At 69.6% G+C, this 12323-nt stretch carries 11 protein-coding genes; 7 read left to right on the forward strand and 4 right to left on the reverse strand.

All coding sequences use genetic code 11. The features are described 5' to 3' along the window. The first annotated feature begins 73 nt into the window (after positions 1-73). From MRBLMI1x_RS02830 to mnhG, 6 genes are read left to right on the forward strand one after another with little or no spacing between them, the layout of a single operon-like run. Positions 74-2989 carry a Na+/H+ antiporter subunit A gene (locus MRBLMI1x_RS02830; protein ID WP_363455810.1) on the forward strand — a complete coding sequence of 972 codons (2916 nt, stop codon included), beginning with the start codon at positions 74-76 and terminating at the stop codon, positions 2987-2989. Then, positions 2986-3507 carry a Na(+)/H(+) antiporter subunit C gene (locus MRBLMI1x_RS02835; RefSeq protein WP_363455813.1) on the forward strand — a complete coding sequence of 174 codons (522 nt, stop codon included), beginning with the start codon at positions 2986-2988 and terminating at the stop codon, positions 3505-3507. Before MRBLMI1x_RS02830 ends, MRBLMI1x_RS02835 begins: the two co-directional genes overlap by 4 nt. Next, positions 3504-5075 carry a Na+/H+ antiporter subunit D gene (locus MRBLMI1x_RS02840; protein WP_116227816.1) on the forward strand — a complete coding sequence of 524 codons (1572 nt, stop codon included), beginning with the start codon at positions 3504-3506 and terminating at the stop codon, positions 5073-5075. The genes MRBLMI1x_RS02835 and MRBLMI1x_RS02840 overlap by 4 nt, the downstream gene beginning before the upstream one ends. Beyond that, complete coding sequence (locus tag MRBLMI1x_RS02845; protein ID WP_336125433.1) at positions 5065-5655, forward strand: Na+/H+ antiporter subunit E; 591 nt, start codon at positions 5065-5067, stop codon at positions 5653-5655. The genes MRBLMI1x_RS02840 and MRBLMI1x_RS02845 overlap by 11 nt, the downstream gene beginning before the upstream one ends. After that, positions 5652-5927: a monovalent cation/H+ antiporter complex subunit F gene (locus MRBLMI1x_RS02850; RefSeq protein WP_018187842.1), complete on the forward strand. Its 276-nt coding sequence runs from the start codon at positions 5652-5654 to the stop codon at positions 5925-5927. Before MRBLMI1x_RS02845 ends, MRBLMI1x_RS02850 begins: the two co-directional genes overlap by 4 nt. Further along, complete coding sequence (mnhG, locus tag MRBLMI1x_RS02855; RefSeq protein ID WP_018187843.1) at positions 5924-6280, forward strand: monovalent cation/H(+) antiporter subunit G; 357 nt, start codon at positions 5924-5926, stop codon at positions 6278-6280. The genes MRBLMI1x_RS02850 and mnhG overlap by 4 nt, the downstream gene beginning before the upstream one ends. 3 nt (positions 6281-6283) lie before the next feature. Here mnhG and MRBLMI1x_RS02860 read toward each other — a convergent pair whose 3' ends face one another. Genes MRBLMI1x_RS02860 through argG form a run of 4 tightly spaced genes read right to left on the reverse strand, consistent with a single transcriptional unit; the run spans position 6284 to position 10965 of the window. After that, positions 6284-8179, reverse strand: coding sequence for a YhgE/Pip domain-containing protein (locus MRBLMI1x_RS02860; protein ID WP_363455818.1), 1896 nt, complete (start codon positions 8177-8179; stop codon positions 6284-6286). Next, the gene (locus MRBLMI1x_RS02865; RefSeq protein ID WP_116227818.1) at positions 8176-8874 is read right to left on the reverse strand and encodes a hypothetical protein; all 699 of its coding nucleotides are present in this window, start codon (positions 8872-8874) and stop codon (positions 8176-8178) included. Before MRBLMI1x_RS02865 ends, MRBLMI1x_RS02860 begins: the two co-directional genes overlap by 4 nt. Further along, complete coding sequence (locus MRBLMI1x_RS02870; protein ID WP_018187846.1) at positions 8871-9482, reverse strand: TetR/AcrR family transcriptional regulator; 612 nt, start codon at positions 9480-9482, stop codon at positions 8871-8873. The genes MRBLMI1x_RS02865 and MRBLMI1x_RS02870 overlap by 4 nt, the downstream gene beginning before the upstream one ends. 52 nt (positions 9483-9534) lie before the next feature. Further along, positions 9535-10965: an argininosuccinate synthase gene (gene argG / locus MRBLMI1x_RS02875; RefSeq protein ID WP_018187847.1), complete on the reverse strand. Its 1431-nt coding sequence runs from the start codon at positions 10963-10965 to the stop codon at positions 9535-9537. A gap of 342 nt (positions 10966-11307) precedes the next feature. Here argG and MRBLMI1x_RS02880 point away from each other — a divergent pair, with 342 nt between their 5' ends. After that, on the forward strand, positions 11308-12291 hold the full coding sequence (locus MRBLMI1x_RS02880; RefSeq protein ID WP_363455823.1) for an ABC transporter substrate-binding protein: 984 nt from the start codon (positions 11308-11310) through the stop codon (positions 12289-12291). The last annotated feature ends 32 nt before the right edge of the window (positions 12292-12323 follow it).

Consider the following 12323-nt stretch of genomic DNA (forward strand, 5'->3'; position numbering starts at 1 on the left):
GCAACCGGGCGCCGCCTTTGCCTCAGCCGGTAGACTGAAATCCTCGACCCCCGATTGCGCAGAGGAGGCCAGGTTGCTGATCCTCCTCGCGGCGTTCGCGCTCGTCCCCCTGGTTCTGCCGACGCTCGTCGCCCGGTTGGGATCGCGCACCTTCCTCGTCGCCGCTCTCGTGCCGATCGCGGCGTTCCTCCACACGGCGATGCAGGCGCCGCAGGTCCTCTCGGGTGATATCCCGTTCGAGACATACGTCTGGATCCCCGATCTCGACGTCCAGCTCTCGATGCGGATGGACGTTCTCTCGTGGGTCATGGCGCTCATCGTCACCGGCGTCGGTGCGCTCGTGATGATCTACTGCCGCTGGTACTTCGCCGGCAAGCGCGAGGGCCTCGCGACGTTCTCCGCGGTCCTCCTCGCCTTCGCCGGCGCGATGTACGGACTCGTGCTCACCGACGACATCGTCGTGCTCATCATGCTGTGGGAGGTCACGAGCGTCCTCTCGTACCTGCTCATCGGGTTCTATCACCGCCGCGGCGCGAGCCGGCGCGCCGCCCTGCAAGCGCTGCTCGTGACGACCCTCGGCGGACTCGTCATGCTGATCGGCGTCGTCATGCTCGTCGTCCTCTACGGCACGACCAGCATCACCACGATGATCGAGACCGGACCCGTCTTCCAGGGCGGCGAAGCGGTCGCGCTGGATGCAGCGATCGTCATGCTCCTGGTGGGCGCCCTCAGCAAATCGGCCATCTTCCCGTTCCACTTCTGGCTGCCCGGCGCCATGGCCGCGCCGACACCGGTCAGCGCCTACCTGCACGCGGCGGCCATGGTGAAGGCCGGCATCTATCTCATCGCCCGGTTCGCGCCCGCGTTCGCCGACACCGACCCCTGGCGCCCGATCGTCATCGGCCTCGGGGTCTTCACGATGGTGCTCGGTGGCTTCCAGGCTCTCCGCGAATCCGACCTCAAGCGCATCCTCGCCTTCGGCACCGTCAGCCAGCTCGGCATGCTGACGGTCGTCCTCGGCTACGGCGAACGCAACAGCGCGCTCGCCGGCCTCGCTCTGCTCGTGGGCCACGCCCTCTTCAAGTCCGCGTTGTTCCTCATCGTCGGCGTGATCGACCGGCAGCTCAGCACCCGAGACATCACGGAGTTGTCGGGGGTGGGGCGGCAGGCCCCGACCCTCGCCACGTTCTCGATCATCGCGATCGCGTCGATGGCCGGCGTCGCCCCGACGGTCGGCTTCGTCGCGAAGGAGGCGGCTCTCACGTCCTTCCTCGAGGGCGGCGCGTCTCCCGCGGCCCTCATCCCGCTGATCGGCATCCTCGGCGGGTCGGCGCTCACGGCGGCGTACGGCATCCGTTTCGTGTGGGGCGCCTTCTGGACGAAGAAGGATGCCTCGGGCTCGCCGCGCGAGCGCACCGAGTGGCCCGACCCGCCCATCGGCTTCCTCGTGGCCCCGGTCGTCCTCAGCGGTCTGACGATGGTCGCCGGCCTTGCGGCGCCCGTGCTCGATTCGGCCCTCGCCGGTTATGCCGACGGCATCCCGCTCGACGACAACGGCACGGCGTACCACCTCGCCCTCTGGCACGGGTGGGAACCGGCGCTCTTCCTGTCGCTGGGGTCGATCGCGCTGGGTGCAGTCTTCTTCTGGGCGACGCAGCGGCGTCCGCTCTCGGCGCGCATGCTGCCGTTCACGGCGAACGACATCTACAACCTGGCGCTGCGCGGCATCGCGAAGCTCTCGGTCTGGACGACGTCGCTGACCCAACGCGGATCGCTGCCCTTCTACGTCGGCACGATCTTCGTCGTCTTCATCGCTGCCGAGGCCACCGCGCTGGCGGCGACGACCGAATGGCGCATCGCGGTCGACGCCTGGCAGAGCCCGGCGCAGCTGCTCGCCGCTCCCGTCATGATCCTGGCGGGCATCGTGGCGATCCGGGCGCGCAAGCGCTACACGGGCGTCGTGCTCGTCTCGGTGACCGGTCTCGGCATGGTGCTGCTGTTCGCGACCAGCGGTGCACCGGACCTCGCGCTCACGCAGATCCTCGTCGAGACGGTGACGCTCATCGCGTTCGCGCTCGTCCTCCGCCGCATCCCGGCTCGCCTGGGAGACCACAACGCCTCGGTGCTCCCGGTCGTCCGCGCCGTCATCGGCATCGGCGTCGGCGTCACGATGGCGGCGGTCGCCCTCATCGCGACGGGTGCACGCGTCGCCGACCCGGTCTCGGGCCCGTTCCCCGACCTCGCCTACGAGATCGGGCACGGCAAGAACGTCGTCAACGTGACCCTCGTGGACCTCCGCGGGTGGGACACGATGGGCGAGCTGTCGGTGCTCATCCTCGCGGCGACGGGCGTGGCATCCCTCGTGTTCGTCACCAACCGCTCCGACAGCCGCGTCCTGCCGTCGCTCCCGTCGAGCACGGGTCGCAGCCGTCGCCCGCTCGTCGAGACGGCCGACGGTCCTCGCCCCCGCTCGACCGCACCGGGGTCGACCCGGCAGGCATGGCTCGTGGGCGGGCTCAAGGTGAAGCCCGAGAACCGGTCGCTGCTGCTCGAGGTGATCGTCCGCGTCCTCTTCCACTCGATCATCGTCGTGTCGGTCTATCTGCTCTTCGCCGGCCACAACCTGCCCGGCGGCGGATTCGCGGGCGGCCTGGTCGCCGGTATGGCCCTCGTCATGCGCTACGTCGCGGGAGGGCGGTGGGAGCTGGGTGCGGCCGCGCCGACGGATGCCGGTCGGCTGCTGGGAGCGGGCATGGTCCTCGCGCTGTCGTGCGCGATCGTGCCGCTCTTCTTCGGCGCCGCACCCCTCACGAGCACGTTCTGGGAGGCGAACATCCCGGTCATCGGTCACGTCGAGTTCGTCACGTCGACGATCTTCGACGTCGGCGTGTACCTGGTCGTCATCGGTCTCGTGCTCGACGTGCTGCGCTCACTGGGCGCTGAGGTCGACCGCCAGACGCAGGCGCAGCGGGATCGGGTGAGCGCATGACCGTCTCGCTCGTCCTCGTCATCATCATGGGTGCGCTGTTCGCCGCCGGGGTCTACGCGATGCTCGAGCGCAGCCTCACGCGCGTCCTCATCGGCTTCCTGCTGCTGGGCAACGCGGCCAATCTCTTCCTCCTGATCGTCATGGGCGCGCCGGGCGTCGCCCCCTTCTTCGGCAGCACCACCGAGGGCGAGACCTTCAGCGATCCGCTTCCGCAGGCCCTCTCACTGACGGCCATCGTCATCACGTTCGCGATCTCGTCCTTCCTGCTCGCCCTGATCTACCGGTCGTGGCAGCTCGGGCAGGCCGACACGGTCGCCGATGACGAGGCCGACCGCGAGGTGCGCGAGCGCGGCGCCCGCGACGAGGAGACGATGGACGACGAGATCACCGAAGAGGATGACGACGCCACGACCGACTTCATCGGGACGGAGACCTCCCCCATCCTGATCCTCCATGCGCAGGACATCGCCGAACTTCGCGACGACGCGGGCCTCGACAAGCCGGGAGGCCACCGGTGAGCGCACTCGTCCCCCTCCTCGTCACCCTGCCGCTGCTCGGCGCGGGCATTGCGCTGATCTTCGGTCGGCGCCGGCGCGTGCAGGTGGGCGTCTCGATCGTCACCCTCACCGTGGCCGCCGCCATCGCCGCCGTGCTGCTCTACTACGTCGACGTGAGCGGGATGCCGCTGGCCGTCTCGGTCGGCGGGTGGCCGATCCCGTTCGGCATCGTCCTCTACGTCGACCGACTGGCCGCACTGCTCGTGCTCGTCTCGAGCATCGTGCTCCTCGCGGTCCTGCTCTTCTCCGTCGGACAGGGTGCCGCCGACGGCGACGAGGAGACGCCGGTCTCGATCTTCCACCCGTCGTACCTGATCCTCGCCGCGGGCATCTTCAACGCGTTCATCGCCGGTGATCTCTTCAACCTCTACGTAGGCTTCGAGATCCTGCTCGTCGCCTCGTACGTGCTGATCACGCTGGGGTCGACGGAGTCCCGCATCCGCACCGGCGTCGTCTACATCGTCGTCTCGCTGGTCTCGTCGATCCTGTTCCTCGCCGCGATCGCGGCGATCTACGGCGCCCTCGGCACGGTCAACATGGCGCAGCTGGCCGACCGGATGGGGGAGCTCCCCGATGAGGTGCAGCTCGTCCTGCACCTCATGCTGCTGCTGGCCTTCAGCATCAAGGCCGCCGTCTTCCCGCTGTCGTTCTGGCTGCCCGACTCGTACCCGACCGCGCCGGCTCCCGTCACCGCGGTGTTCGCGGGATTGCTGACCAAGGTCGGCGTCTACGCGATGATCCGCACCGAGACGCAGATCTTCCGCGACAACGACGTGAATCAGCTGCTGCTGATCGTCGCGCTCGCCACCATGATCGTCGGCATCCTCGGCGCCGTCGCACAGGCCGAACTCAAGCGCATCCTGTCGTTCACGCTCGTGAGTCACATCGGGTACATGGTCTTCGGGCTCGCGATCGCGACGCCCGAATCGCTTGGCGCGACGGTCTACTACATGGTCCACCACATCGTCGTGCAGACGACGCTCTTCCTCGCAGTGGGGCTCGTCGAGCGTCGCGCGGGATCGACCTCGATCCTCAAGGTCAAGGGCCTCATGCGGGCAGCGCCCCTGCTGGCGGTGCTCTACTTCATCCCGGCGATCAACCTCGGCGGCCTGCCGCCCTTCTCGGGTTTCATCGGCAAGTACGCGCTGTTCGACGCGGCCGCCGCGGTGGGCACACCGATCATGTACGCCCTGATCGTCGCGGGGATCGTGACGTCGCTCCTCACCCTGTACGCCCTCATGCGCGCGTGGAACCTGTCGTTCTGGCGCGAGGAGGAGGACGCGAACGAGGAGTCCGGCGTCATCGACCGCATCTCGTACCTCGACGACGCTCCCGCCGCCGGTGTGCAGACCGAGCGTCGCGTCATCCCGAAGATCATGACGGCCTCCACGACGGGCATGGTCGCGGTCACGATCGCCCTCACCGTCTTCGCCGGGCCGCTCTACCACCTGTGCGCGAGCATGGGAGCGTCACTGTTGGACCCCGTGAGCCTCACCCAGCTGCAGGACGAGGTGAACGGTGGGAACTGACATCCGACGGAGTGCGCTGACCGGCATCTGGCGGCAGCTGCCGTTCTTCCTGTGGCTCATCGCCCTCTGGATGCTGCTGTGGGGGCAGTTCACGGTGCTCGCCTTCCTCACCGGCGTCGTCGTGGCCGTCTTCGTCACGAGCGTCTTCCGTCTGCCCCCCGTCGAACTGTCGGGACGCCTCAACCCGTGGTGGCTGCTCATCTTCCTGCTCCAGTTCCTGGGCGCGGTCGTGAAGGGCTCCCTCGTCGTCGCGTGGCAGGTCGTCTCGCCGCGCAGTCAGCCCGGCGTCTCGGTCGTCGCCGTCCCGCTCGTGACCGACGACGACCTGATCATGGCGCACGTCGGGGTCACGGCATCCCTCATCCCGGGCTCGCTCGTCCTCGAGACCGACCGTGACCGACGGATCCTGTACCTGCACGTCCTCGGAGCGTCGACGGATGCCGAGGTCGAGGCGCAGCGTCGCTTGGTGCAGCGGTGGGAGGCCCGGCTCGTTCGGGCCGTCGGGTCGCGGGCCCAGCTCGGCGCCATCCGCGCATCCCAGGCGGACGTCCGGACCTCCGTGAAGGGAGAGCGCTCGTGACCGCCGTCCTCATCGTCGTGATCAGCGCCGTCTTCGGCGTGGCCGCGCTGCTCACGGTTTGGCGCATCATCGTCGGCCCGTCGATCCTCGACCGCGCCGTCGCCTCGGACGTCCTGCTGACGCTGCTCATCTGCGCCCTCGGGGCCGAGATGGCGATCAACCACCACACCCGCACGCTGCCGGTGCTCCTCATCGTCGCCGCGGTCGGCGTCTTCGGGTCGGTCTCGATCGCCCGCTTCGTCGCTCGTCGCGACTCGGAGGTCGACCGATGACCGAGATCCTCCACGTCGTGTCGCTGCTGCTGATCCTCGCCGGGGCCCTCCTCTGCCTCACTGCCGCGATCGGTCTGCTGCGGTTCCGCGACGTCCCGACCCGTCTGCACGCCGCGACCAAGCCGCAGGTGCTCGGCCTGTTGCTCATCGCGATCGCCGTCGGACTCGAGCTGCAGTCCTGGCCGGTCGTCGCCTTCCTCGTCCCGGTGCTGCTCATCCAGTTCGCGACCGCACCGCTGTCGGCGCACATGGTCGGCCGGCAGGCGTACCGCAACGGCACGATCGACCGCCGGAACCTGCACGTCGACGAACTCGCCGACGCGAAGGAGACCCCGCCGGGAGCGGGCGGCTGACCCTCAGCCGATGAGGCTCGGCTGCAGGTCGCGCATGGTGCGCCGGAACGTCATCCGGGTCACGCCGGCCATGGCGACCAGCAGCGCGCCGACCAGCCACGTCGCGAGGACCGCCGCATCCGTCCATGCCCTGCCGGCGACACCGCCGTACATCACCTGCCGCATCGCGTCGACGACGAACCCCATCGGCAGCACGTGGTGGAGCGCCGCGAGCGGTGCCGGCAGCGTCTGCCACGGGAACGTGCCGCCGGCCGTAACGAGCTGCAGCACCATGAGGACGAGTCCGACGAACTGGCCGACCGACCCCAGCCAGACGTTGAGCGCGAGGATGATCGCCGCGAACGTCGCCGAGGCGAGCAGCAGGATGCCGAGGGTCGGCAGCGGATGCGTGAACGAGAACCCCAGGGCGATCGAGAGCACGCCGAACAGCGACACCATCTGCACCGCGCCGAGGGCGGCCGGCGTCAGCCAGCCGGCGAGGGTGACGCGGATGGGGGAGCGGAGCGCCGTGACCGCCCGCTTCGAGATCGGCTTCACGATGAGGAAGAGCGCGTAGATGCCGATCCAGCCGGCGAGGGCGGCGAAGAAGGGCGCGAGACCGGCGCCGTAATTCTGCGCCTGGGTGAGGGAGTCCTCGGCGATCCCGACCGGGTCGGAGAGCGTCGCGGCCTGCGCCTTGCGGGTGTCGGCGCTGTCGTCGGGGAGCTTCTCGGCACCCGCGCGGAGGGCGTCGCGCAGCGTGGCCGCGCCGTCGTCGAGCTTGTGGATGCCGGTCGCCAGGGTGTGCGCCCCGTCATTGAGCTTGTGGGCACCGCTGTCGGCGCTCGCGACGCCGTCGGCGAGCGTGTGCGCTCCGGTCGCCGCGGTGGCGGCACCCGCGGCGAGCTTCGCGCTGCCGCGGGCGACCTGGGCGGCGCCGTTGTCGAGCGCGTCGATCTGGGCGACGGCCTGCTGGACGCGGGAGTCGAGTTCACCCACCCGCCTGCCGATCGGATCGACGACCTCGAGGACGTCCGCGATCTGCGCGTCGTCGAGCCCGCGCTTCTTCAGGGCGGCCGTGAGGTCCTTGCGCACGGTCGGCACGGCGGACGAGACGCGGTCGGCGGCCGATCCCACGCGGTCGGCGACACTGCGCAGCTTCGCTGTGCCTCCGGAGACCTGCTCGGCGCCCGACGTGAGCGAGGAGAGGCCGCTCGAGAGCGTGTCGACGCCCGACGCGAGCGACGCGGCGCCCGTGCGGAGCTTCGACGTCCCCGCGGCGAGGGTCCCGGCGCCGTCGGCGAGGGTGTCGGCGCCGTCACCGGCGCTTCCGAGCCCGTCGGTGAGCTTTCCCGCGCCGTCGGCGGCGTCGATGAGCTTGACGCGGACGGTGTTCAGGGCGTCGAGCATGGTCAGGCCGGCCTCGCGGACCACCTTCTCCGTGACGGTGGTCCGGATCCGCTGGACCGCCTGCGACCCGATGGTCGAGGCGAGGTAGTTGTTAGCGTCGTTCGTCGTCAGGTCGATCTCGGCCTGACGCGGGTCCTTCGACGAGATGGAGGCGACGGCGGAGGTGAAGTCGGCAGGCAGTGTGACGGCGAAGTCGAAAGTGCCGTCGTCGAGGCCCCGGTGGGCACCGGCGGCATCCACCTCATGCCAGTCGAAGCTGCCGTCCTCGATCAACGAGTCGGCGACCTCGTCGCCGAGGTTGCGGTCGGCGCCGTTGAGCGAGGCGCCGTCGTCCTGCACGACGAGGGCGACCGGCACCTCCGACAGGTTTCCGTACGGGTCCTGGTTCGCCCACAGGTACAGGCCGCCGTAGAGGACGGGCACGAGGATGAGCGCGATCAGTGCGATGACCCGCATGCGCGTCGAGGTGAGGCGACGCAGCTCGGCCGCGAACAGAGCGGGGATCTTCACGAGAGGATGCCTTCGGTAGACGTGGGGGTGAGCGGGCGGCGCCGGGGGCGAAGCGCCGAGGTGGGCCGGATGCGGGGCCTGCCGACGCGGCCGCGGGGGGCCGGCGGTTCGGCCTCGAGCGCGGTCGCGGCGGCGGTGCCGGCGATGACCAGGACCGCGAAGCCGCGCGCGGCGAAGTCCTCGGCGATGCGCTGCCAGTGCCGCGGGTCGCCGCCGTGACGGTCGGGCGAGACGAGGACGAGCGCCTCGATCCCGCGGCGCAGGGCGGCGAGTTCGAGCAGCATCCGGATGCGGTCGTCCGCCTCGAGCTGTCCGATGGGCGTGCGGGCGAGCGTCCGCCAGCCGTGGTCGTCGAGCCACCGGCGCGCCGAGAGCGGATCGGCACGGCGCCCGGCGAACATCAGCTCCTCCTCCACCACGCCGACGACGGCGATGTCGGGCGCTGGGTCGTTGACGTCGGGGGCGTCGACGAGCGCGACGACCTTCCGCATCCGGCGAGGGCTGTGGCGGCCGTCGATCGTGACGGTTCCGGTGGCGGGGCGCATGCGGCCGCTCGCGATGAGACCGAGCACGGAGGGCCGCTGCTCGGTCTCGGCGGTGGTGAGGGTGACGCGGCCGGAGGCGAAGGCGAGCCGGGTCGACGGCAGGACGCCGCCGTTGCGTCCCTTCGAGACGTCGTCGAGCACGATCTTCATGCGCGGGCTCCTTCCAGCACCTCGTCGGCTTCGCGCCAGCCGAGACCGGCGACCCCGAGGATCGTCCGCACCGCGACCGAGGCGGCTTCGGGGCGGCCGGTGTCGAGCCGGGTGATGACGGTGCGGGCCGCCTCTTCGACGAGCCGGGCGACCGTGGCCGCGGGCATGTCGGTGCGGATCGTGCCTTCGTCGCGCCCCCGCGTGACGATCGCGAGCACCCGGCGGCGGACGGGGGTCAGCACCGCGGCGGTCTCCTCGATGTGCGAATCGTCGAGGGCGACGGTCGCGGCGAACTGCACGTCGGCTGCGCCGTCCCAGAGCGCCAGGGCGAGGCGGGCGAGGGCGAGAGGGGCGGGACCGCTGTCGTCGACGCCGTCGGCGAGGGCGTTGAACCGCTCCGCGCCGCCGAGGATCATGGCGCGCAGCAGCGCGTCACGGTCGTCGAAGTGCCCGTAGAGCGCGCGTCGGCTGAGCCCTGCGGCGCGCGCGATGGCGTCGATCGGGGCGTGGGGGTCGCGGGCGATGGTGGCCGCCGCCGCCGCGAGGATGTCGGCGCGGTTCGACGCGGCATCCTTTCGCGGACGACGCGGCGATGCGGTCGTGGTCACCCCACGATCGTACGAAGTTGCACAGTCGTGTGCAACTTAATTCAGCGACCTCTCAGTCGGCGCCGAAGTCGAAGGATGCCGAGTCGCCCGACTCGTCGATGGCACCCGCCAGCTCGTCGACCTCACCGGTGTTCCCCGTGATGGCCGCAGCGCCGCCCTGCTCGAGCTCGCCGACGAGCTCGGCCGTGGCGCCGCCGATCATGCCGAGCGACACGAAGTGCTCGAGGCGCGCGCGGGAGTCGGCGATGTCGAGGTTGCGCATCGTGAGCTGCCCGATGCGGTCGGTGGGACCGAAGGCGGCGTCGCCGACGCGCTCCATCGAGAGCTTCTCGGGGGAGTACGAGAGGTTGCGGCTCTCGGTGTTCAGGATCGTGTAGTCCTCGCCGCGGCGCAGGCGCAGCGTCACCGTGCCGCTGATGGCGGAGCCGACCCAGCGCTGGATCGACTCGCGCAGCATGAACGACTGCGGCTCGAGCCAGCGGCCCTCGTACATGAGGCGGCCCAGGCGCCGACCCTGCTCGTGGTAGGTCGCGAGGGTGTCCTCGTTGAGGATGCCGTTGACCAGGCGCTCGTACGCGATGAACAGCAGCGCCATGCCCGGCGCCTCGTAGATGCCGCGGGACTTCGCCTCGATGATGCGGTTCTCGATCTGGTCGCTCATGCCGAGGCCGTGGCGCCCGCCGATCTCGTTCGCGGCCATGACCAGAGCCACGGCATCCGAGTACTCGACACCGTTGATCGCGACGGGGCGACCGGCTTCGAACGTGACCGAGACGTCCTCGGTCTCGATCTCGACGGCCGGGTCCCAGAAGCGCACGCCCATGATGGGTTCGACGATCTCGAGCGAGACGTCGAGGTGCTCGAGGGTCTTGGCCTCGTGGGTCGCGCCCCAGATGTTCGCGTCGGTGGAGTACGCCTTCTCGACCGAGTCGCGGTACGGGAAGCCGTGCGCGACGAGCCACTCGCTCATCTCGGTGCGGCCGCCCAGCTCGGTGACGAAGTCGGCATCCAGCCACGGCTTGTAGATGCGCAGGGCGGGGTTGGCGAGCAGCCCGTAGCGGTAGAACCGCTCGATGTCGTTGCCCTTGTAGGTGGAGCCGTCGCCCCAGATGTCGACGCCGTCCTCCTTCATGGCCCGGACGAGCATCGTGCCGGTGACGGCACGGCCGATCGGGGTGGTGTTGAAGTAGGTGCGTCCGCCCGAGCGGATGTGGAAGGCGCCGCACGAGAGGGCGACGAGGCCCTCCTCGACCATCATCGGCTTGCAGTCGATGAGGCGGGAGCCCTCGGCGCCGTACTGCAGGGCACGGCCGGGGATCGACGCGATGTCGTCCTCGTCGTACTGACCGAGGTCGCCGGTGTAGGTGAAGGGGACGGCGCCCTTGTCGCGCATCCAGGCGACGGCGACCGAGGTGTCTAGACCCCCCGAGAAGGCGATGCCGACGCGCTCGCCGACGGGCAGGGACTGAAGGACCTTCGACATGGTCCCCATCCTATCGAGGGGGCCGTGCCGCGATCGGCGCGGTTACGCGGGGGACCGTGTGGCGGAGATCCGCCCGACGCGCCGTGGGGCGGATGCCGGGACCCGGCGCGGCGGCCGGGATCTCCGCCGTTCGCTCGACGGCGGATGTGAGTGCTCACATCCGTGGAGGCGGGCGACGGAGGGGGACGTGGATGTCCTTCGGTGGTGGCACCCGCGTTACGCAAATGTTATCGCTCACAATCTAGCGCCGCGAGAAATGTGAAGGCTAACATTCGAGCAACCGGAGGCCACGGCGGCCCGGAACACCGGCGGTCAGCCGGACCCGAACAAGGAGGTTTTGGGATGAAGAAGACTGCTTTCGCAGCAGCGGCCATGCTGGGGGCACTGGCACTCGTCGTCACCGGATGCGCGGGCAACGGCGCACCCGGCGCAGGGGGCAACGGGGGTGGCGGCGACCTGATCACGGTCGGGTTCGCACAGACCGGTTGCGAGTCCGGATGGCGCGCAGCCAACACCGAGTCGATGAAGAAGGCGTTCTCGGAGGAGAACGGGTTCAAGCTGACGTTCAACGCGGCGGACAACAAGCAGGAGGCGCAGATCTCCGCCGTCCGCAACTTCATCAACCAGGGCGTCGACGCCATCGTCATCGCGCCGATCACGGTCGACGGCTGGGACGACGTCCTGAAGGAAGCGAAGGATGCCGGCATCCCGGTGATCCTCGAAGACCGCACGGTCTCGGCGAGTGACGACCTCTACGCCTCGTGGGTCGGTCTCGACTTCGAGCAGGAGGGTCGCACCGCGGGCGAGTGGGTCAAGGAGAACTTCGACGGCAAGGGCGCGAACCTGGTCGTCCTCGAGGGCACGACGGGTTCGTCCGCCGCGCTCGACCGTGCCACCGGCTTCGACGAGGCCATCAAGGGCACGGACGTGAAGGTGCTCGACTCGCAGACGGGTGACTTCACCCGTGACGGCGGCAAGAAGGTCATGGAGGGCTACCTCCAGAAGTACGGCAAGGACATCAACGTCCTCTTCGCGCACAACGACGACATGGGCCTGGGTGCTCTCGACGCCATCAAGGCGGCAGGTCTGACCCCCGGCAAGGACATCCAGATCGTCACCATCGACGCGGTGAAGGACGGCATGACCGCCCTGGCGAACGGCGAGTTCAACTTCATCGTCGAGTGCAACCCGCTCCTGGGAGAGAAGGCCGCCGACCTCGTCAAGTCCGTCGTCGACGGCAAGTCGGTCGAGAAGCGCACGATCGTCGAAGACCAGTCGTTCACGCAGGAGCAGGCCGCCGAGGTCCTCGACTCCCGCCCCTACTGATCGATCGCCACCCTCACGATCCTCAACGATCA

It is taken from the genome of Microbacterium sp. LMI1x-1-1.1 (assembly GCF_040676205.1).
Classification (GTDB): Bacteria; Actinomycetota; Actinomycetes; order Actinomycetales; family Microbacteriaceae; genus Microbacterium; species Microbacterium aquilitoris.

What these genes read in the sequence shown, in the direction of transcription:
- MRBLMI1x_RS02835 (WP_363455813.1), top strand. Translation starts at nt 2,986, where the DNA reads ATGACCGTCTCGCTCGTCCTCGTCATCATCATGGGTGCGCTGTTCGCC.
- mnhG (WP_018187843.1), top strand. Translation starts at nt 5,924, where the DNA reads ATGACCGAGATCCTCCACGTCGTGTCGCTGCTGCTGATCCTCGCCGGG.
- MRBLMI1x_RS02865 (WP_116227818.1), bottom strand. Translation starts at nt 8,874, where the DNA reads ATGAAGATCGTGCTCGACGACGTCTCGAAGGGACGCAACGGCGGCGTC.
- argG (WP_018187847.1), bottom strand. Translation starts at nt 10,965, where the DNA reads ATGTCGAAGGTCCTTCAGTCCCTGCCCGTCGGCGAGCGCGTCGGCATC.
- MRBLMI1x_RS02880 (WP_363455823.1), top strand. Translation starts at nt 11,308, where the DNA reads ATGAAGAAGACTGCTTTCGCAGCAGCGGCCATGCTGGGGGCACTGGCA.